This window comes from Variovorax sp. W1I1 (genome assembly GCF_030815625.1).
Lineage (GTDB): Bacteria > Pseudomonadota > Gammaproteobacteria > Burkholderiales > Burkholderiaceae_C > Variovorax > Variovorax paradoxus_C.
On record NZ_JAUSWZ010000001.1, the window covers coordinates 120,755 to 139,717 of the forward strand.

General features: G+C 67.5%; 18 protein-coding genes and 1 pseudogene. 9 read left to right on the forward strand and 10 right to left on the reverse strand.

All coding sequences use genetic code 11. The annotated features are described in order from the left end of the window. Positions 1 to 48: 48 nt before the first annotated feature. Both QFZ83_RS00550 and gabT read right to left on the reverse strand, forming a co-directional pair. On the reverse strand, positions 49 to 1,143 hold the full coding sequence (locus QFZ83_RS00550; protein WP_307501390.1) for an ABC transporter ATP-binding protein: 1,095 nt from the start codon (positions 1,141 to 1,143) through the stop codon (positions 49 to 51). A gap of 26 nt (positions 1,144 to 1,169) precedes the next feature. After that, complete coding sequence (gene gabT / locus QFZ83_RS00555; protein ID WP_307501392.1) at positions 1,170 to 2,462, reverse strand: 4-aminobutyrate--2-oxoglutarate transaminase; 1,293 nt, start codon at positions 2,460 to 2,462, stop codon at positions 1,170 to 1,172. Between the two features lie 165 nt (positions 2,463 to 2,627). Between gabT and QFZ83_RS00560 the strand changes: the two genes are divergently transcribed. From QFZ83_RS00560 to QFZ83_RS00580, 5 genes are all read left to right on the forward strand, one after another. Continuing rightward, the gene (locus QFZ83_RS00560; RefSeq protein ID WP_307501394.1) at positions 2,628 to 4,037 is read left to right on the forward strand and encodes a PLP-dependent aminotransferase family protein; all 1,410 of its coding nucleotides are present in this window, start codon (positions 2,628 to 2,630) and stop codon (positions 4,035 to 4,037) included. Positions 4,038 to 4,175: 138 nt separating this feature from the next. Then, on the forward strand, positions 4,176 to 5,225 hold the full coding sequence (locus QFZ83_RS00565; protein WP_307501395.1) for an ornithine cyclodeaminase: 1,050 nt from the start codon (positions 4,176 to 4,178) through the stop codon (positions 5,223 to 5,225). 35 nt (positions 5,226 to 5,260) lie between these two features. Continuing rightward, positions 5,261 to 6,307 (forward strand): histone deacetylase family protein, encoded by a 1,047-nt coding sequence (locus tag QFZ83_RS00570; RefSeq protein WP_307512598.1) that lies wholly within the window; start codon positions 5,261 to 5,263, stop codon positions 6,305 to 6,307. 96 nt (positions 6,308 to 6,403) lie between these two features. Further along, positions 6,404 to 7,372 carry a tripartite tricarboxylate transporter substrate binding protein gene (locus tag QFZ83_RS00575; RefSeq protein ID WP_307501397.1) on the forward strand — a complete coding sequence of 323 codons (969 nt, stop codon included), beginning with the start codon at positions 6,404 to 6,406 and terminating at the stop codon, positions 7,370 to 7,372. A 112-nt stretch (positions 7,373 to 7,484) separates the two neighbouring features. Continuing rightward, positions 7,485 to 8,561, forward strand: a complete 1,077-nt coding sequence (locus QFZ83_RS00580; RefSeq protein WP_307501399.1) for a Fic family protein — start codon at positions 7,485 to 7,487, stop codon at positions 8,559 to 8,561. Between the two features lie 126 nt (positions 8,562 to 8,687). Here QFZ83_RS00580 and QFZ83_RS00585 read toward each other — a convergent pair whose 3' ends face one another. Beyond that, positions 8,688 to 9,263, reverse strand: a complete 576-nt coding sequence (locus tag QFZ83_RS00585; protein ID WP_306881471.1) for a TetR/AcrR family transcriptional regulator — start codon at positions 9,261 to 9,263, stop codon at positions 8,688 to 8,690. A gap of 89 nt (positions 9,264 to 9,352) precedes the next feature. Here QFZ83_RS00585 and QFZ83_RS00590 point away from each other — a divergent pair, with 89 nt between their 5' ends. Beyond that, positions 9,353 to 10,618 (forward strand): MFS transporter, encoded by a 1,266-nt coding sequence (locus tag QFZ83_RS00590; protein WP_307501401.1) that lies wholly within the window; start codon positions 9,353 to 9,355, stop codon positions 10,616 to 10,618. Here QFZ83_RS00590 and QFZ83_RS00595 read toward each other — a convergent pair. After that, positions 10,608 to 11,447 carry an HAD-IIB family hydrolase gene (locus QFZ83_RS00595; protein ID WP_307501402.1) on the reverse strand — a complete coding sequence of 280 codons (840 nt, stop codon included), beginning with the start codon at positions 11,445 to 11,447 and terminating at the stop codon, positions 10,608 to 10,610. The genes QFZ83_RS00590 and QFZ83_RS00595 overlap by 11 nt on opposite strands. Positions 11,448 to 11,541: 94 nt before the next feature. Between QFZ83_RS00595 and QFZ83_RS00600 the strand changes: the two genes are divergently transcribed. The 3 genes from QFZ83_RS00600 to QFZ83_RS00610 are packed head-to-tail and all read left to right on the forward strand — an operon-like array spanning position 11,542 to position 14,190. After that, positions 11,542 to 12,537 carry an ATP-binding cassette domain-containing protein gene (locus QFZ83_RS00600; RefSeq protein ID WP_307501405.1) on the forward strand — a complete coding sequence of 332 codons (996 nt, stop codon included), beginning with the start codon at positions 11,542 to 11,544 and terminating at the stop codon, positions 12,535 to 12,537. Between the two features lie 2 nt (positions 12,538 to 12,539). Beyond that, positions 12,540 to 13,382 (forward strand): ABC transporter permease, encoded by an 843-nt coding sequence (locus QFZ83_RS00605; protein ID WP_306881475.1) that lies wholly within the window; start codon positions 12,540 to 12,542, stop codon positions 13,380 to 13,382. A 4-nt stretch (positions 13,383 to 13,386) separates the two neighbouring features. Further along, entirely contained in the window at positions 13,387 to 14,190 is an 804-nt protein-coding gene (locus tag QFZ83_RS00610; RefSeq protein ID WP_306881476.1) for an ABC transporter permease, read from the forward strand. A gap of 15 nt (positions 14,191 to 14,205) precedes the next feature. Here QFZ83_RS00610 and QFZ83_RS00615 read toward each other — a convergent pair whose 3' ends face one another. From QFZ83_RS00615 to QFZ83_RS00640, 6 genes and pseudogenes are all read right to left on the reverse strand, one after another. Further along, on the reverse strand, positions 14,206 to 15,834 hold the full coding sequence (locus QFZ83_RS00615; RefSeq protein WP_306881477.1) for a peptide chain release factor 3: 1,629 nt from the start codon (positions 15,832 to 15,834) through the stop codon (positions 14,206 to 14,208). A gap of 67 nt (positions 15,835 to 15,901) precedes the next feature. Further along, a complete protein-coding gene (locus tag QFZ83_RS00620) occupies positions 15,902 to 16,510 on the reverse strand; it encodes a GNAT family N-acetyltransferase (RefSeq protein ID WP_307512600.1) in 609 nt (202 codons plus the stop codon). Beyond that, entirely contained in the window at positions 16,507 to 17,235 is a 729-nt protein-coding gene (locus QFZ83_RS00625) for an alpha/beta fold hydrolase (RefSeq protein WP_307501406.1), read from the reverse strand. Before QFZ83_RS00625 ends, QFZ83_RS00620 begins: the two co-directional genes overlap by 4 nt. Positions 17,236 to 17,362: 127 nt before the next feature. Next, positions 17,363 to 17,581: pseudogene (locus QFZ83_RS00630) on the reverse strand (poly-beta-hydroxybutyrate polymerase); the annotation flags it as partial. Then, positions 17,578 to 18,003 carry a hypothetical protein gene (locus QFZ83_RS00635; RefSeq protein ID WP_307501408.1) on the reverse strand — a complete coding sequence of 142 codons (426 nt, stop codon included), beginning with the start codon at positions 18,001 to 18,003 and terminating at the stop codon, positions 17,578 to 17,580. The pseudogene QFZ83_RS00630 and the gene QFZ83_RS00635, both read right to left, overlap by 4 nt. A 29-nt stretch (positions 18,004 to 18,032) precedes the next feature. Further along, positions 18,033 to 18,950: an alpha/beta fold hydrolase gene (locus tag QFZ83_RS00640; RefSeq protein ID WP_307501410.1), complete on the reverse strand. Its 918-nt coding sequence runs from the start codon at positions 18,948 to 18,950 to the stop codon at positions 18,033 to 18,035. Between the last annotated feature and the right edge of the window lie 13 nt (positions 18,951 to 18,963).

Below are 18,963 nucleotides of genomic sequence, written 5' to 3' on the forward strand. Positions count from 1 at the left end.
GGGTGATGAAAGGAAACAAGGAAACGGGAGGGAACAACGGGACCGGGTTCAGGGCGCGTAGATGCGCACATGCGCCATCGGAAATTCGAGCACCACTGCGTCGCCGGCCCGCGCTGCGGCGGCACCGTCCAGGCCGTCCAGCGGCAGCTTCACCGTGGCTTCGGCCTGGCCGTCGCCGACGCCGCACAGCAGCCGCAGGTGGTCGCCGAAATAGATGACGCGCGACACCTGAGCCGCGAGCATGTTGGCGCCCTGTGTGGCCGGGCTGCGGTGCATCACCACGCGCTCGGGACGGATGCAGGCCTCGACCGCCGCACCCGCCGCCGCGCCGCCGACGTTGAGCCCGTGCAGCACGCGGCCGTCGGGCAGCGTCATCTGGGCCTGCTCGCCGCCGCGGGCCAGTTGGCCCTTGAGCACCGTGTTGTCGCCGACGAAGCCGGCCACGAAGCGGTTGGACGGTTTCTCGTACAGGCCGTCGACCGTGTCCAGTTGCTGGATCACGCCTTCGTTGAACACCGCCACGCGGTCGCTCATGGTGAGCGCCTCGCCCTGGTCGTGCGTCACGTAGACGAAGGTCACGCCCAGTTGGCGGTGCAGGTCCTTGAGCTCGATCTGCATGTGCTCGCGCAGCTGCTTGTCGAGCGCGCCGAGCGGCTCGTCCATCAGCACGAGCTGGGGCTCGAACACCAGCGCGCGCGCCAGCGCCACGCGCTGCTGCTGGCCGCCCGAGAGCTGGCCGGGCAGGCGATCGGTCATGCCGCGCAGCTGGACCATGTCGAGCGCGCGCTGCACGCGGGTTTGCTGCTCGGCCTTGGGCACCTTGCGCACCGTGAGCGGATAGGCCACGTTCTGCCCGACGCTCAGGTGCGGAAACAGCGCGTAGTTCTGGAAGACCATGCCGAAGTTGCGCTTGTGCGGCGGCACGCCGGTGATCTGCTTGCCATCGAGCAATATGTCGCCCGAGGTCGGCGACTCGAAGCCCGCCAGCATCATCAGCGTGGTGGTCTTGCCCGAGCCCGAGGGCCCGAGCAGGCTCAGGAACTCGCCGCGATGGATGTCCAGGTCGAGCTGGCGCACCACCAGGTGTTCGCCGTCGTAGGTTTTCTGGACGCGCTGGAAGCGCACCAAGGGTTCTGCTGTCATGGAGGATTTCAGAAGGGGCCGGTCGATCAGCGCAGCGCGGCGAAGCTGTCCGCGAGAAGCGCCAGGCCTTCGTCCACAAGCAAGTCGGATGCCGTCAGCGGCACCAGCACGCGAATGACATTGCCATAGGTTCCGCAAGACAGCAGGATCAACCCGCGCCGCGCCGCCTCCGCCACCACCCGGCGGGTCAGCGCGGCATCGGGGCGGGCGGTGTCGCCTTCCTCGAACAGCTCGATGGCCACCATGGCGCCGAGCCCCCGCACATCGCCGATGGCCGGCACTTCGGCGGCGATGCGGCGCAAGCCGGCCATGAGCTGTTCGCCCATGGCGCGGCTGCGGGCCAGCAGTTGCTCGTCGTCGAACACCTTGAGCACCGCCAGCGCCGCGGCGCAGCCGATGGGGCTGCCGGCGTAGGTGCCGCCCAGGCCGCCGGGGGCGGGCGCGTCCATGACCTCGGCGCGGCCCACCACGCCGGAGATCGGAAATCCGCCCGCCATCGACTTGGCAGTGGTGATCAGGTCCGGCGCCACCGGCCATTGCTCGCTGGCGAACCAGGTGCCGGTGCGGCCCGCGCCGGTCTGCACCTCGTCGGCAATGATCAGGATGCCGTGGCGGTCGGCCAGCGCGCGCAGGCCTTCGATGAAGTCGTTGGGCGCCACGTAGAAGCCGCCTTCGCCCTGCACCGGTTCCAGGATGAACGCGGCCACGCGCTCGGGCTCGATGTCGTTCTTGAACAGCAGCTCGACCGAATGCAGGGCATCGTCCACGCTCACGCCGTGCAGCGCATTCGGGTACAGCGCATGGAACACCTCACCCGGGAACGGGCCGAAGCCGATCTTGTAGGGAGCGACCTTGCCGGTGAGGCCGAGCGTCATCATCGTGCGGCCGTGGTAGCCGCCGTTGAAGGCGATGATGCCCGGCCGCCGGGTGTGGGCGCGGGCGATCTTGACCGCGTTCTCGACCGCTTCGGCGCCGGTGCTCAGGAAGATCGATTTCTTCGCGAATTTGCCGGGCGCCAGCGCATTCAGGCGCTCGGCCAGCTCCACGTAGGGCTCGTAGGCCACCACCTGGAAGCAGGTGTGCGAATAGAGATCGACCTGCGCCTTCACGGCCGCGCTGATCTCCGGGTGGCAATGGCCGGTGTTGAGCACCGCGATGCCGCCGGCGAAATCGATGTAGCGGCGGCCCTCCACGTCCCACAGCTCGGCGTTGGCGGCCCGGCTGACGAAGATGTCGTGGGCCTGCCCGACCCCGCGGGCGACGGCCGCGGTGCGGCGTGCCATGAGGGCGGCATTGCTGAGGTGGGATTCGCGTTTCATGGGGGGCCTGTGCATCGCAGAAGAAGGGATGCCGGCACTCTAGGTCGCGCGAATCGATCCAGCCATGTACACCGGAAGTGATCGCCGGGAAGACTGTACTGGTCTTGTATCCTGTACATACTTTCCTCAATATGGTGCGGGCCGCACGGCCGCAGACACCCCCCGATGCTCATTCTTCGCCCCGAACAGCCGACGCCGCTGGTGAGCCAGATCGTGGAAGGGCTGCGCGGCCTGATCGGCGCGCAGAAGCTCAAGGCCGACACCAAGCTGCCGTCGATCCGCGCCTTTGCCGCGGCCCATGGCGTGAGTGTCTTCACGGTGGTCGAGGCCTACGACCGGCTGGTGGCGCAGGGCCTTCTGGTGTCGCGCGCCAATGCGGGTTTCTTCGTCAAGCGGCGCAGCGAAGAGAGCACCGCCGGCGCGGCCAGCGCGCCGCGGCCGGACCCCCGCTTCGACGCCCGCTGGTACCTGCAGCAGATCTTCGAGAACCGCAACCTCCCGCTCAAGCCCGGCTGCGGCTGGCTGCCGCACGACTGGCTGTTCGAAGACGGCATGCGCCGGAGCCTGCGCCACCTGGCCTCCGAAGGCGCCGACATCGGCGGCTACGGCCTGCCCTTCGGCCACATGGCGCTGCGCATGGCGACGGCCGAAGCGCTGTCGGAGCAGCAGATCGTGGTCGAGGCCGGCCAGGTCCTGCTGACCCAGGGATCGAGCCAGGCGCTGGACCTGGTCGCGCGGCGTCTCCTCAAGCCGGGCGATTCGGTGCTGGTGGACGATCCGGGCTATCCGAACCTGATGTTCATGCTGCGCTTCCTGGGCGTGGAAATCATCGGCGTGCCGCGCATTCCTTCGGGCTACGACATGCCCGCGCTCGAGGCGCTGCTCGCGGTGCACCGGCCCAAGGCCTTCTTCACCCAGCCGCGGCTGCAGAGCCCGACCTGCTCGATGGCGTCGCTGCCGCAACTGGTGCAGTTGCTCCAGCTCGCGCAGGCGCACGATTTCACGCTGGTCGAGAACGACATCTATGCCGAGATGGATGCTTCGATGCGGCCCTCGCTCGCAAGCCTCGGCCAGCTGCGCCGCGTGGTCTACGTCAGCAGCTACTCCAAGACCATCTCGCCGAACATCCGCGTCGGTTTCGTGGTGGCGCAACCCGAGCTGCTGGAAGACCTCGCGCAGCTCAAGATGGTCTCGGGGCTCACTTCATCCGACATCACCGAGCGCCTGGCCTTCAGCACCGTCACCGACGGACGCTGGCGCAAGCATCTGAAGGCCTTGCGCGACCGCCTCGCGCAGGCGCAGGGCAGCGTCGCGAGGCGGCTGAACGGGCTGGGCTTCGAACTCTTCCATGAAGCCGCGGCCGGCATGTACCTGTGGGCGCGGCACCCGGACATTGCGGACAGCGCAGAGCTTTCCAAGCGCGCCGCGACGGAGGGCATCATGCTCGGGCCGGGCCAGTTGTTCCTGGTCAATCCGCGCACCACGGGCTGGCTGCGTTTCAACGTGGCCTTCAGCGAAGACGAGCGGCTCTGGCGCTTTCTGGAGCGCAGCATCGAAGAGCGCAGGTACGACTGACGGACGGGGCTCGCAAGAAGCCGCGGGCAGGCGCAGAATGACTCGAACCCTTGGCGCAGGCGCATCCTGAATCAGCCATGGTGGAGTCGACATGCGAAGGGATGAAGCGCCGTGCCGGGCTACGCAAGGAGCCATGCCATGACCCGCTTCATCGATGTCCACAGCCTGGTTCGCCTGGTGGATGAAACCGGCGTTCCGCAATTCCTCGAGGCGCTGGCCGACGCGCTGCGCGACGACTTCCTGCGCTGGCGAGAGTTCGACAAGAAGGCGCGCGTCGCGAGCCACTCGCACCTCGGCGTGATCGAGCTGATGCCGGTGGCCGACGACGGCGCCTATGCCTTCAAGTACGTCAACGGGCATCCGCACAACACCTCGGTCGGGCTGCCGACCGTCATGGCCTTCGGTGTATTGGCAGAGGTCGACACCGGCTATCCGGTGCTGCTGTCCGAGCTCACCCTCACCACCGCGCTGCGCACGGCGGCCACCTCGGCGATGGCGGCAAAAGCCCTGGCGCGGCCCGATTCGCGCAGCCTCGCGCTGATCGGCAACGGCTCGCAGAGCGAGTTCCAGGCGCTGGCCTTCCACGCGCTGCTGGGCATCGAGGAAGTGCGCGTGTTCGACACCGACCCCCACGCCACCGACAAGCTGGTGCGGCATCTCTCGGCCTGCACGCCGCTGGAGATCGTGCGCGCCCGCTCGGTGGCCGACGCGGTGCGCGGCGCCGACATCGTCACCACCATCACCGCCTGCCAGGGCCACGCGACGGTGCTCACGCCCGGGATGATCGAGCCCGGCATGCACATCAACGCCGTCGGCGGCGATTCGCCAGGCAAGACCGAGCTGCACCCGAACGTGCTGCGCCGCGCGCGCGTGTTCGTGGAATACGAGGCGCAGACCCGCGTCGAGGGCGAGATCCAGCAACTGGCGGCCGATTTTCCGGTGCACGAATTGTGGAAGGTGCTGCTTGGCGAAGTACCCGGGCGCGAGACCGCCGGGCAGGTCACGGTGTTCGATTCAGTCGGCTTCGCGCTGGAGGACTACACCGCGCTGCGCTACATCCATCAGTTGGCCATCGAGCGCGGCATCGGCCAGAAGATCGCGCTGGTGCCCGAGCTCGACGACCCGAAGGACCTGTTCGGGCTTACCGCGTCCGGCAGGCGCCGGGCGGTGCTGCGGCGTGCGGCATGATCGGCCGCATCCGCAACGCCGACCCTGTTTTCTTCATGCTCACCATCTACAACGACCAGCACGCACTGCACCAGGGCAAAGTCGAAATGTTCCGTGGCGAGTTGGTGCCTTGCTTCGAGGTGCCTGCCCGTGTCGACCATGTGAAGCATGAACTGGAGCGGCGAGGGCTTGGGCCGTTGCAGTCGCCCGATGCGCTCGACGACGCGCTGCTCGCGAAGGTGCATGCGCCGCGCTACCTGGACTTCATCGCCGGCGCATGGGACGAGTGGGTGGCGCTCGATCCGGCCAATGCATCGCGCGACGCGCTCCCGTCGTACTGGCCCACCCGCGGCATGCGCACCGATGTGCTGCCGCAGAGCTTTCCGGCGCGCCTGGGGCTGTTCTCCTTCGATGCGGGCACGCCGCTCACGGCCGGCAGCTGGGCCGCCGCGCGACAGGGCGCGGCGTGCGCGTGGACCGCGACGCAGCGCGTCCTCGGCGGCCAGCGCTCGGCCTTCGCGCTGACGCGGCCTCCGGGCCATCACGCAGGCGTCGATTTCTTCGGCGGCTACTGCTTCGTCAACAACGCCGCCGTGGCCGCGCAGGCGTTGCGCGATGCGGGCGTCGAGCGCGTCGCGGTGCTCGATGTCGACTACCACCACGGCAACGGGACGCAGGCCATCTTCTATGACCGCAGCGACGTGCACTTCGCCAGCCTGCACGGCGATCCGTTCACCGACTACCCGTACTACCTCGGCCACGCCGACGAGCGCGGCGCAGGAAAAGGCGAGGGCTTCAACCACAACCTGCCGCTGCCGCGCGGCACCGACTTCACCGCGTGGCGCGCCGCGCTCAAGACGGCGCTCGACGGCATCGCGAAGGTGAAGGCCGGCGCGCTCGTGGTCTCGCTCGGCGTCGACACCTTCGAGGGCGACCCGATCTCCGGCTTCAAGCTCAAGAGCGACGACTACCTGCGCATGGGAGAAGACCTCGCGCGCGCAGGGTTACCCACGGTGTTCGTGTTCGAAGGCGGTTATGCGGTGGCCGAAGTGGGCGTCAACACGGTGAACGTGCTCGAAGGTTTCGGCCAGACGGCCGGCTGAGGAACGTCGGCGACAGCCATCGGGTGAGCCCCGATTGCCGCATCGGGCAGGGCAAGGCCCAATCCGCGGTTCTTCAAGTTTTCAGGAGCCTCCGCCATGTCCCGCCGTTCCCTTCTCTGTGCCGCCACGCTCGCCGCGTGCGGCCTCGCTTCCCCGCTGGCGGCGCTTGCCCAGGCTTTCCCCGCCAAGCCGATCAAGCTGGTCATCGCCTTCCCCGCGGGCGGCCCGACCGACATCACCATGCGCCAGCTTGCCGACAACGCAAGCAAGATCCTCGGCCAGCCCGTCATCGTCGACAACAAGCCCGGCGCCGGCGGCACGCTGCCCGCGCAGGCGCTGCAGACCGCGCAGCCCGACGGCTACACGGTCGCGCAGATTCCGCTGGGCGTGTTCCGCCTCGGCTACACCACCAAGATCAACTGGGACCCGCTCAAGGACATCACGTATGTGCTGAACGTCACCGGCTACGCCTTCGGCATCGTGGTGCCGGCCAACAGCCCGTTCAAGACCTGGGCCGACTTCGTCGCCTATGCCAAGGCCAATCCCGGCAAGCTCACCTACGGTTCTACCGGCAACCTCACGAGCCCGCATCTGACGACCGAAATCATTGCGCAGAAGGCCGGCATCGAGCTGCAGCACGTGCCCTACAAGGGCAGCGCCGACCTGATGCTCGCGGTGGTCAGCGGGCAGCTTATGGCTGCGGCCGACAGCACCGGCTTCGCACCGCAAGTCGAGGCCGGCAAGCTGCGCGTGCTGAACACCTGGGGCGACAAACGCCTGGCCAAGTTCCCCGATGCGCCGACGTTGAAGGAGCTGGGCTACGACGTGGTGCAGAACTCGCCCTTCGGCATCGGCGCGCCCAAGGGCACGTCGCCCGAGGTGGTGAAGAAGCTGCACGACGCGTTCAAGCAGGCGATGGAAGAGCCGAGCTACGTGGCGTCGCTCGGCCGCTACGACATGCTGCCGAACTACATGAGCTCGGCGCAGTACACCAAGTTCGCGCAGGACACGGTGGTGAAGGAGAAGGTGGTTATTGAGAAGCTGGGGTTGGCGAAGGGCTCTTGATCCGTCAATAGCGCACGGTTCATGTTTAAAAAATGCAGTTTTTTAAACATGTTCAGTGAGACATGTATAAAAATCGGCCTTTTCTATACATGTCCGCCCTCGGCGGCGCCAAATGACGTTCGACCGAAACCAGCCGTTCAATGACCTTCCTCTGCTGCCGCCCGCCTTCGAACTCGAAAGCAAGGTGGTGCTCAAGCAGGCGATCGGTGCCAACCGCGTACTGGCCAATTTGCGGGGGCTGGCCGCGCAGATTCCGAATCAGGCGGTGCTGATCAGCAGCGTCGTGCTGCAAGAGGCGCGGTTGTCTTCGGAAATCGAGAACATCGTCACGACCAACGACGAGCTCTACCGGGCCGATGCCGATGCCGACGGCAACACCGACGCGCAGACCAAGGAGGTCTTGCGCTACCGCGAGGCGCTCTATCACGGCTTCGATGCGCTGAAGACGCGCCCGCTGGCGACCAACCTGTTCATTGAAATCGCCCAGCGCATCAAGCAGATCGAATTCGATGTGCGGGCCGTCCCCGGCACCGCCTTGAAGAACGGACGCGGCGAGGTGATCTACACGCCACCGGTCGGCGAGGCCGTCATTCGCAACAAGCTGGCGAATCTCGAGAAATTCATCCACGCTGAAGACGATCTGGATCCGCTACTGAAGATGGCGGTGATGCACTACCAGTTCGAGGCGATCCACCCTTTTCCTGATGGAAATGGGCGCACGGGCCGCATCCTGAATCTGCTCTTCCTGGTCGACAAGGGGTTGCTGGACATTCCCGTGCTGTTCTTGTCGCGCTACATCATCGCGAACAAGGCGGACTACTACGACGGGCTGCGTCGCGTGACGGAATCGCAGGACTGGGAAAACTGGCTGTTGTTCATGCTGCGTGCTGTCGAAAGCACTGCTCAGCAGACCTTCGATCAAGTCAACCGGATCCGCGACCTGATGGAGCAGGTTCGTGAACGCGTGCAGCGCGAGGCGCCTGGCGTCTACAGCAAGGACTTGATCGAGGTGATCTTCAGGCACCCGTACACCAAGATCCAGTTCCTGGTGGACGCCGGCATTGCCAAGCGGCAAACGGCCTCAGGCTACCTTCAGGCGCTGGCCAAGCTCGGCGTCTTGCGTGAAAGCAAGCGCGGGCGCGAAAAGTACTACATCAACGATGCACTTTTTGCCGAGCTGGTGGAGTGACTGCCATGTCGATGACATCGACATGGGCGCACAACGTGTCGATTTAATCTGTTTTTTTAAACATGTCCGAATGATGTGTCGAGTCGATCGACATGTTCGACGGGCTTTGGCGAGCTATTAAGCGCGTTAATTAGCCCTGTCGGTGATGGCAAACAGCTCCCCCACGAGCCGCTCCGCCAGTTCCGGCTTCACCGGCTCCGCCCCGAACACCAGCCGGAACACGATCGGCGCGATCACGTGATCGATCACTTGCTCTGCCTCGGGCGCCGGCTCGCCGCGGGCTTGCGCCTGCGCGACCAGCGTCAGCGCTTCCTTGCGGCGGTTGCGGAGGCAATCCGTGTCCGCATCGCCCGTGGCGAGCGCGGCTGCGGCTTTCAGCAAGGATTTGCTGCAGGGTTGCGCCAAATGCGTGATGAGTTCCTGCGCCCACGCCGTCAGGTCCTTGCGGAGGTTGCCGGTGTCGGGCAGCGGCCGGTTCGGGTCGAGCCGGTGCGTGGCCGTCTCGGCCAGCAACCCTGACAGATCCCCCCATCGCCGGTAGATGCTGGAGGCGCTGACCCCTGCGCGCTCGGCCACGGCCGGCACCGTAACGCGCTCGCGCCCCTCTTCGGCCACCAGTTGTTCGAGGGCGGTGCGCACCAGCGCCTGCACCTGGGCGCTGCGGCCGCCGGGACGTTTGTTGGGAAGGACAGCATCGTTCATTGGATGGACTTTAACGCAAAGGTTTTTGCTTTAGTGAATCTACAGGTCTAGAATCACAAAAGCTAAAAAAGTTGCGTTAAGGATTTACAATGCCTTCCTCCTGCCCTGAACTCGCCGTTGCCACCGCTGACGTCGCTGCCCGTTCCAAGCCCTGGCGCTTGCCGGCGGCGGTCGGTTTTCCGCTGCTGGCCGCGGTGCTCTTTGCCTTTTTCTTCGCAGCCGCCGCGCCCACGCCGTTGTTCGTCGTGTTCCAGCACGCCTGGGGTTTCTCGGCGTCGATGCTCACGGTGGCGTTCGCGATCTATGCGATTGCGTTGCTGATCTCGCTGCTGGTGGCGGGTTCGCTGTCGGACCACATCGGCCGGCGGCCGGTGGTGCTCGGAGCCTTGGTGCTGCAGGCGGTGGCGATGGGGCTCTTCGTGCTGGCAGAGGACATCGCCGGGCTGATCGGCGCGCGCGTCGTGCAGGGCGTGGCCACGGGCATCGCAAGCGGCGCGCTGAGCGCGGCGGTGGTCGAAGCGGCGCCAGCATCGCGCAAGCGCCTGGGTGCGCTGATCACCAGCGTGTCGCCCCTCGCGGGGCTCGCGGTGGGCGCGTTGCTGACAGGCATCGCAGTCAAGTTCACTGCCCAGCCCGTGATGCTGGTGTTCGGGGTGCTGGCCGTGGTGTTCGCGGTCGGCGCGGCCGTGGTGCTGTGGATGCCCGAGACGGTCACGCCGCGCCCCGGTGCGCTGGCTTCGCTGGTGCCGCGCGTGTCGATTCCCGTGCGGGCGCGGGCCGACTTCGTGCGCGGCCTGCCGGTGTTCATTGCGGTGTGGGCGCTGGGCGGCCTGTACCTGTCGCTCGCACCATCGCTGATGCTGCATGTGTTCCACATCGACAACGGCGTGGTCAACGGCCTCACGGTGGCGGTGCTCTCGGGCTTCGGTGCGCTCGCGCCCACCTTGCTCGGCCGCTTCCCCGCGCCGCGCACCGTCGTCTTCGGCGCGGCCAGCATCGCGATCGGCCTGGTGCTGCTGCTGGCGTCGCTGGCGACGAAGTCGCTCGCGCTGTTCTTCGTCGGCACCGCGATTGCGGGCCTGGGCTTCGGCGGTGCGTTCTCGGCGCTGGTGCAGACGCTGGCGCCGCTCGCCGATTCGCACGAGCGCGGCGAGCTCTTCGCCGCCATCTTCGTGGTCTGCTACCTCGCGTTCAGCCTGCCGGCGATGCTCGCGGGCTTCCTGGTGAAGCCGCTCGGCCTGCTGAACACGGTGGAAGGCTATGCAGCAGTTCTGCTGCTGATCGCCGCCTTCGGCATCTGGCGGCAACGGGCGGCGCTGCGCGGCAACGCGCGCGGCCTGCCGGTCAGCGAATAGCGCGGGCGGAAAGAATCGCGCGCGCCGCCTCGGCGAAACCCACGCCGCGTTCGCCCGCCGTCACGTAGCGCGGCAGGTACTCCAGCTGCGCCACGAAGCGCGCGACGTTCGCCACGCCGATGCTGCCCGCGAAGGTGCGGAACATCAGCTGGTCGTTGGTGGAATCGCCCACGTAGGCCCAGCGGTCGAGCTCGTCGTCGAGCGTGCGGCCCCAGAGCTCGCGCACGATCCAGCGGGCGCCTTCGAGCTTGTCGTTGTCGCCGTACCAGCCGTTGATGTGGATGCTGCTCACCGTCGCGTGCATGCCTTCGCTGCGCATCAGCGCGACGACGTGGGCGATGGTCTCTTCGCTCAGCTGCACGAACTCGCTGTGGTCGATGGCGATGTCGGTCTCGCGGCCCGCCGAGTCGGTGGCGCGCTGCGCACCCGGAATCTCGCGCTCGATGCGCGCGAGCACCGCCTGCATGCGCGCGAAGTTGGCGGCCCGCGTGGGCACGTCCTGCTGGTAGCGCTTTTCGATCTGCCCATCGGCCGTGGGCAGCAGCGCCACCGCGCCGTTCTCCGCCACGATCGCATCGACCGGCCAGGTGTTGACGAAGGGCAGGCTCCAGCCCACCGGCCGGCCGGTGATCGCCACGATGGCGAAGCCGGCTGCCTTCAGGTCGCCGAGCGCATGCAGCGCATCGGCCGTGATCGCGCCATCGGTGGTGAGCGTGTCGTCGATGTCCGTGAACACGCCGACGAGCGCACTGCGCGCCGGTGCTGCCCAACGGTCGAGCGGCAGCAGATGAGTGGGCGAGGCGGGCAAAGGAGACGACGAAGACGACATGGGCGATGAATCTCTGGAGAGCCCGAGATCGTACCGGCGCTTTCGTGTAGCATCCCGCCCCCGCCGCGCCTTCCAGGCCGGCGCGGCGCCTCCCATGCCCCACATCCTCGTCGACCACCTCCTCAAGACCTACCGTATTTCCGAGCGCGACCCGGGCGTGATGGGCGCGCTGCGCGGCCTCGTGCAGCGGCGGCATCGCACGGTGGAGGCGCTGTCGGGTGTGTCCTTCGAATTGCAGCGCGGCGAGCTGCTCGGCTTCATCGGGCCGAACGGCGCGGGCAAGTCGACCACCATCAAGATCCTCGCGGGCATCCTGCGGCCCGACGGCGGGCGCGTGGAGGTCGATGGCCGCGATCCCTTCGCCGACCGCGAGCGCCACGTGGGGCGCATCGGCGTGGTCTTCGGCCAGCGCACGCAGCTGTGGTGGGACCTGCCCGTGGGCGACGGCTTCGATCTGCTGCGCGACATCTACCGCGTCGATCCGCAGCGTTATCGCAAGACACGCGACGAGCTGGTCGCGCTGCTGCACCTGGAGCGCGTGCTCGACCAGCCGGTGCGCCAGCTCTCGCTGGGCCAACGCATGCGCGCGGAGATCGCGGCGGCGCTGCTGCACGAGCCCGACATCCTGTTCCTGGACGAACCGACCATCGGCCTCGATGCGCCGTCGAAGCTCGCGGTGCGCGACTTCGTGCGCCGCGCCAATCGCGAGCGCGGCACGACGGTGCTGCTCACCACGCACGACATGCACGACATCGAGGCGCTGGCCCAGCGCGTGATCGTCATCGGCCACGGCCGCGTGCTGACCGACAGCCCGGTCGAGGCGTTGCGCGCACAGGTGATGGCCGAGCGCCGGTTGATCGTCGACTTCGCGCAAGACGCCGCACTGCCCGCAGAGGTGCCCGGCGCCACGGTGCGCGCCCGCGATGGGCAGACGCTGGTGCTCGATTTCGATCCTTCGGTGACCACCGCGCCGGCCTTGATCGCGCGCATCGCGGCCGAGCACGCGGTGGAGGACATCCGTCTCGAAGGCATGGCGATCGAGGCGGTGATCGCGCGCTTCTATGCGATGCACGGAGCGGCCGAAACGTGATGATGCAGCTGCGGACTCTCGCGCGTCCCTACGCTGCGGCCTTCGCCTCGCGCTTCCTGCAGATGCTGCAGTACCGCACGGCCGCGCTCGCCGGCTTCGCGACGCAGTGCTGGTGGGGCGGCATCAAGGTGATGGTGTTCGCTGCCTTCTATGGCGGCACGGCCATCGCGGGCGCGAGTTCGCCGATGTCGCTCGCGAATGCCATCACCTATACGTGGCTGGCGCAGGGGCTGCTCGTGCTGCTGCCCTGGCTCAGCGACCCGGAAGTGGCGCAAGCCGTGCGCACCGGCGCGGTCGCCTACGACCGGCTGCGCCCGGTGGACGCCTATGCGCTGTGGTTCGCGCGCAGCGCCGGATGGATCGCCGCGCGCGTGCTGCCGCGGGTGGCTCTGATGGCTGCGTTCGCCGCGGTTGCGTTGCCGCTGGCGGGGTTGGGCGAGTGGGCCTGGCAGCTGCCTGCGAGCGCGGCGGCGGGGCTCGCGTTCCTCGTGTCCACGGTGCTGGCGCTGCTTCTTTCCACATCGATGGTGATGCTGCTCAACGTGGCGGCCACCGCTGCGCTCAACGAGCGCGGCATCAGCGCGGTGGCGACGCCAGTGGTCATCGTGTTCTCGGGCAACCTGCTGCCGCTCGCGCTGCTGCCGGATGCGTGGCAGACCGCGCTGCTGGTCCAGCCATTGGCCGGGCTGATGGACATTCCCGCGCGGCTGTACTTCGGTCAGTTGAGTGGCTGGCATGCGATGGCCGCGCTGGCGCTGCAGTGCTTCTGGATCGCCGTGCTCGTCGCGGCGGGACGCTTCGCGATGGGCCGCACGATGCGCAGCCTTCAGATCCAGGGCGGCTGACCGAATGGGCTCGCTTCCTCTTTTCTTTCGCCTCGTGCGCGCGTCCATCGGCGGCCAGGCGCGCTATCCCGCCTCGGCGCTGATGCTCACCGTCGGCCAGTTCCTCGGGACCGGCATCGAGGTGGTCGCCGTCTGGGCGCTGTTCCATCGCTTCGGCGAAGTTCAGGGCTGGCGCATCGGCGAGGTGGCACTGTTCTACGGGCTGGTCAACTGCATGTTCGCGCTGGCCGATGCAATGGGCCGCGGCTTCGACGTGCTCGGCACCGAGTTCCTGCGCACCGGCGCCTTCGACCGCTTGCTGCTGCGCCCGCGCCCGCTGACGCTGCAGTTGATGGGCAACGACTTCCGCATCAGCCGCGCGGGCCGCCTGTTGCAGGGCCTGGCCGTCGTGGCGTTTGCGACGCAGCAGGCAGGCATCGAATGGACGCCGGCTGCGGTGGCGATCGCGCTGTTCGCGCTGGCCGGCGGCGTCGCACTCTTTCTCGGCATCCTGGTGCTGCAGGGCACGCTGTCGTTCTGGACCGTCGAGAGCCTGGAGATCGCCAACGTGCTCACCTACGGCGGCGTGCAGGCGGCGCAGTACCCGCTGGCGCTGTATGCGCGGTGGTTCCGCCGGGTGCTGACTTTCGTCGTGCCGCTGGCCTGCGTGGCCTATTACCCGGCGCTGGCGATCCTGGGGAAGGCCGACCCGCTCGGTGCGCCGGAGTGGATCGGCATCGTCTCGCCGGTCACGGGCTTCGTGTTCCTGGCGGCTGCCTTCGGCGTGTGGCGGTTGGGGTTGCGCCGCTACGCGTCGACGGGCAGCTAGGTCAGGCAGTCGCGATCAACCGGCGCTCTGCAGCGCCAGCCCCGCGTGCTCCCGCAGCGGATGGAAATGGATCTTCGGAAACCGCTCCTGCGCCAGCCGCACGTCGTACGGCGAGGTGCACAGGAAAGCCAGCGTGTCCGCCGCGTCCTTGGCCATGCGCACCGGGTAGGCGTTGACGAACTCGCGCAATTCGGCCGGCGTGTCGGCCGTGATCCAGCGGGCGCCCGTGTACTGGCAGCCTTCGAGCCGCACGTCGGCGTCGTACTCCGCCTTCAGGCGGTGCTGGACCACTTCGAACTGCAGCTGGCCGACCGCGCCCAGCAGCATCGGGCCGCCGACCTCGGGGCGGAAGACCTGAATCGCGCCTTCTTCGCCGAGCTGGGCCAGGCCCTGCTGCAGTTGTTTGGTGCGCAGCGGGTTCTTCAGGATCACGGTCATGAACAGTTCGGGCGCGAAGAAGGGCAGCCCGGTGAACTGCAGGCTCGCGCCATCTGTGATGGTGTCGCCCAACTGCACGCCGCCGTGGGTGGTGAAGCCTACGATGTCGCCCGCATAGGCCTCTTCGACGGCTTCGCGGCGCTGGCTCATGAAGGTCACGACGCTGGTGGGGCGCAGTTCCTTGGACGTGCGCTGCACCTTGAGCTTCATGCCCGGCGTGTACTTGCCCGAGGCCATGCGCACGAAGGCGATGCGGTCGCGGTGGTTGGCGTCCATGTTGGCCTGCACCTTGAAGACCACGCCTGCGAAGTCCTTGTCCTCGGGCTGGATCTCCTTCACCACCGGCTGGCGGTTGACCATCGTGGTGCTGGTGCGCGACTGCGGCGAGGGCGCGAGGTCGACCAGCGCATCGAGCACTTCCATCACCCCGAAGTTGTTCACGCCCGAGCCGAAGAACACCGGCGTCTGCTTGCCGGCCAGGAAGGCCTCGCGGTCCCAGGTGGGCGAGGCACCGGTGGCCAGCTCCATGCTGTCCATGGCGGATTCGAAATCGGCGCCGAAGCGCTTGGTCAGCGCTTCGCGGTCCGTCAGCGGAATCGTCTCGAAGTCGTGCGGCAGCCGTTCGCTGCCCGACTCGAACACCGTCATCGTCTGCGTGCGCAGGTTCATGATCCCGCGGAAGCTCTTGCCCTGGCCGACCGGCCAGGTCATCGGCACGCAGGGCATGCCGAGCTCGCGCTCCACTTCGTCCAGGATGTCCAGCGGCTCGCGCACTTCCCGGTCCATCTTGTTGACGAAGGTGATGATGGGCGTGTCGCGCTGACGGCAAACCTCGATCAGCCGCCGCGTCTGCGCTTCCACGCCGTTGGCCGCGTCGATCACCATCAGCGCCGAGTCGACGGCGGTGAGCACGCGATAGGTGTCTTCCGAGAAGTCCTTGTGGCCGGGCGTGTCGAGCAGGTTGATCACGTGGTCGCGGTACAGCATCTGCATGACCGACGAGGCCACCGAGATGCCGCGCTGCTTTTCGATTTCCATCCAGTCGGAGGTCGCATGGCGCGAAGCCTTGCGCGCCTTCACCGAGCCTGCGATCTGGATCGCGCCGGAGAAAAGCAGCAGCTTCTCGGTCAGCGTGGTCTTGCCGGCATCAGGGTGGGAAATGATCGCGAAGGTGCGGCGGCGGCGGGTTTCGGCAACAAAAGACAAGATGGGCAATCTGCGGGGGAAGGCCGCGATTTTAGAAGGGCGTCCGGAACCGGCCCGCTCCGAGGGCCTAAAAAGCCTCCGTCATCCCATACGCCCGCATCTGCGCCTCGAACTGCGCCACGTCGTGGCTCAGCACCACGAGGTCGTGCGTCACGCCCTGCTTATCTTTCACGTGCTTGCTCAGCAGCGCCTCGGGACGAAAGCCCAGCGCCTGGAAGACCGCGATGGCGCTGCGCTGGTCGACGGTCATGCGCGCGACGAGTTTTTCGGCGCCGCGCTCGATGGCCAGCGCACAGGCCTCCCGTGCAAGCCGATGGCCGAGGCCGCTGCCGCGCAGCTCGGGCGCCGCCAGCAGGCGCAGTTCGGCCACGTGACTCGACCACGAGTGCGGATCGCGGATCACCGCCGCACAGCCCAGCACCGTGGTGCCGCGCACCGCGAGCACGCTGTCGATGTCGCCGCGCTCGATGGCGCGGACCCAGGCGTTCATCACCTTGGGCTCGGTGATGTCGCGCGGCAGAAAGAGCAGGTCGTGCGCCGGCAGCCCCTGCGCGAAAGCCAGCACGGCGGCTGCGTCATCGGCATTCATCAATCGCAGGACGATGTCGCCTTCGCTGCTCGTCACGGTGCGCGGATAGGTTCGCGAAAAAGAGTCGGAGACAGCAGTGATGGTCATGTCGAGCGCACTCCAAGCCAGTCGTCGAGTTTGGGCCACAGCCGGCGTACCGCGTTGGCGCCCGCGGCCAGGCTGACGTGGCCGCCCTTGAGCACCACCTCTTCCTTGTCGGCCGAGCCGATGTTGGCGATCAGCGGCTGGCCTGCCTCGTAGGGAACGATGTGGTCGTGCTGCGCGAGCGCGTGCAGCACCGGCACCTTGATGTTTGCGAGCAGCACCTTGCGGCCGCCGAGCACCAGTTCGCCCTTGAAGAGCTTGTTGTCCCACATCAGCTCTTTGACCGTCTGGCGGAAGTACTCGCCGGCCAGCGGCAGCATCTCGGCGCCCCAGCGGTCGAACATGCGGTACGACTTGACGAATTCGTCGTTGGCCATGTTGTCCCACAGCTGCACCACGCCGGCGCTGCGGCCCGCGGGACGCAGCATGTCGAAGGAGGCGAACAGCATCTCGGGCGGCACGTTGCCGATCGTGTCGATGAGCCGGTCGACGTCGAAATAACGCCGGTCCGACCACGCATGGAAGAGCTTCATGCGGCTGAAGTCGACGGGCGTGGTGAAGAGCGCGAGGTTCTTGATCGGTCCCTCGGGATGCAGCGCCGCGTAGAGCGTGGAGAGCACGCCGCCCATGCAGTAGCCGACGAGCGTGACGTCTTCCTCGCCGGAGCGCGCCTGCACGCGCCGCAGCGAATCGGGGATGAAGTCGAGCACGTAGTCCTCGATGCGCAACTGCTTTTCCTGGGGGGCGCGGCGCGTTCCAATCCATCATGTAGACGTCGTAGCCCTGGAGCAGCAGGTGCTCGACCATGCTCTGGCCCGGCGCGAGGTCCAGGATGTAGCCGCGGTTCGTGGTCGCCATGACGATCAAGAGCGGCACGCGGTAGATCTCGTCGACCAGAGGGCGGTAGTGGTACAGGCTCAGCGTGCCGCGGCGGTGGATCTCGTCCCTGGCGGTCTGCCCCATGGCCGGCGCGGCCGAGGTGAGGAAGTCGAGGCCCTTGAGGTTGCGCTGGATCGCACGCTCGATCTCTGCGCCGATGTCGGGCAGGGCGAACGCGTCCGCCGCGGCGCTCATCGTGTGCGCTTTCCGGCGGGGCGCTTCGGGGTGGCCGGAGTCGGGGCGGCTGCCTCAGCCTGCGGGGGCTTTTTAGTGCGGCGTGGTTGGGGCGCCGCATGGGCGGCCGCAGATGCAGCCGGGCCGCGTCCGCTTTCCATCGCGCGGCTGATGTTCGCCAGATGGTCGTCGATGCTTTGCAACTGCTCGCCCAGCGCCTGGATGTCTGCGCGCGTGGGCAGGTTCAGCATCGTGAGGTAGCGCGCCATCAGGTCGCCCAGCGCTTTCTGCCCGGTGAGCGAGGCGTTCATCCCGCCGTGCATGCCCTGGCGGAACGGATCGGAGGCCATGGTCTCGTTGGCGAATTCGTTGGTGCTCTTTTCCCACTGGGCCGTGAGCTCGCGCCACATGGCCATCGGGTCGAGGGGGGGGAACTTGTTCATGGACAGAGGCCCCGTCGTCTATCGGTCGTTCAATGATCGCGAAGCTGCCCGGTGTGCGCGGCGATGGCCTCGATGATCTGCGGCCACATCGAAATCGGCAGCGCGTGGCCCATGCGCGGAATGCGCAGCAGCTTCGCGCCGGCGATCGCGTCGGCCACGTCCACGCCGCAGGCCACCGGCACCAGTGGGTCGGCATCGCCGTGGATCACCAGCGTCGGCACGCGCACATCGCGCAGCGCCGGTTTGCGGTTGCCCGATGCGAAGACCGCCGCGAGTTGGCGCGCCACGCCGCCCGGGTTGAGCCCGCGCAGGAAGATGAGCTGCGCGCGCTCGGCATCGCGGGCCTCGTCGAGCGGAAAGCCGGGGCCGCGCAGCACGCGCCAGATCTTCTTGTAGTGCGCCAGGTAGGCGTCGAAGGTCAGCGGTGTCGGCGAGAACAGCACCGCCAGCGCCTCGGGCGTGGGCGGCGGCAGCGCGGGGTCGCCGGTGGTCGACATGATGCTGGTGAAGGAGCGCATGCGCTGCGGGTGATGGATGGCCATCTCCTGCCCGATGGCGCCGCCCATCGAGGCGCCGACGATGTGCGCGCGCTCGATGCCGAGCGCATCGAGCAGGCCGATGCAGTCGTCGGCCATGTCGCGCAGCGTGTAGGGCACGGAGAGCGGCTTGCCCGCCATGGCCTGCAGCATCAGCGCCTGGATGTCGGGCACGCCCAGGTGCGACAGGTGCGTCGAATGGCCGATGTCCCGGTTGTCGAAGCGGATCACGCGGTGCCCGCCGGCTTCCGCGAGGCGGGCGCAGAACGCGTCGTCCCAAGCCACCATCTGGGCGCCGAGGCCCATGATCAGGACGAGCGGCGATGCCGCGGGATCGCCGAAGCTGGCCCACGCGATTTCGACACCATTGACCGGCCTGCGCCGCTCGATAGGGGGTGGGGCAGCGGTCATTGCGCGAGGCCTT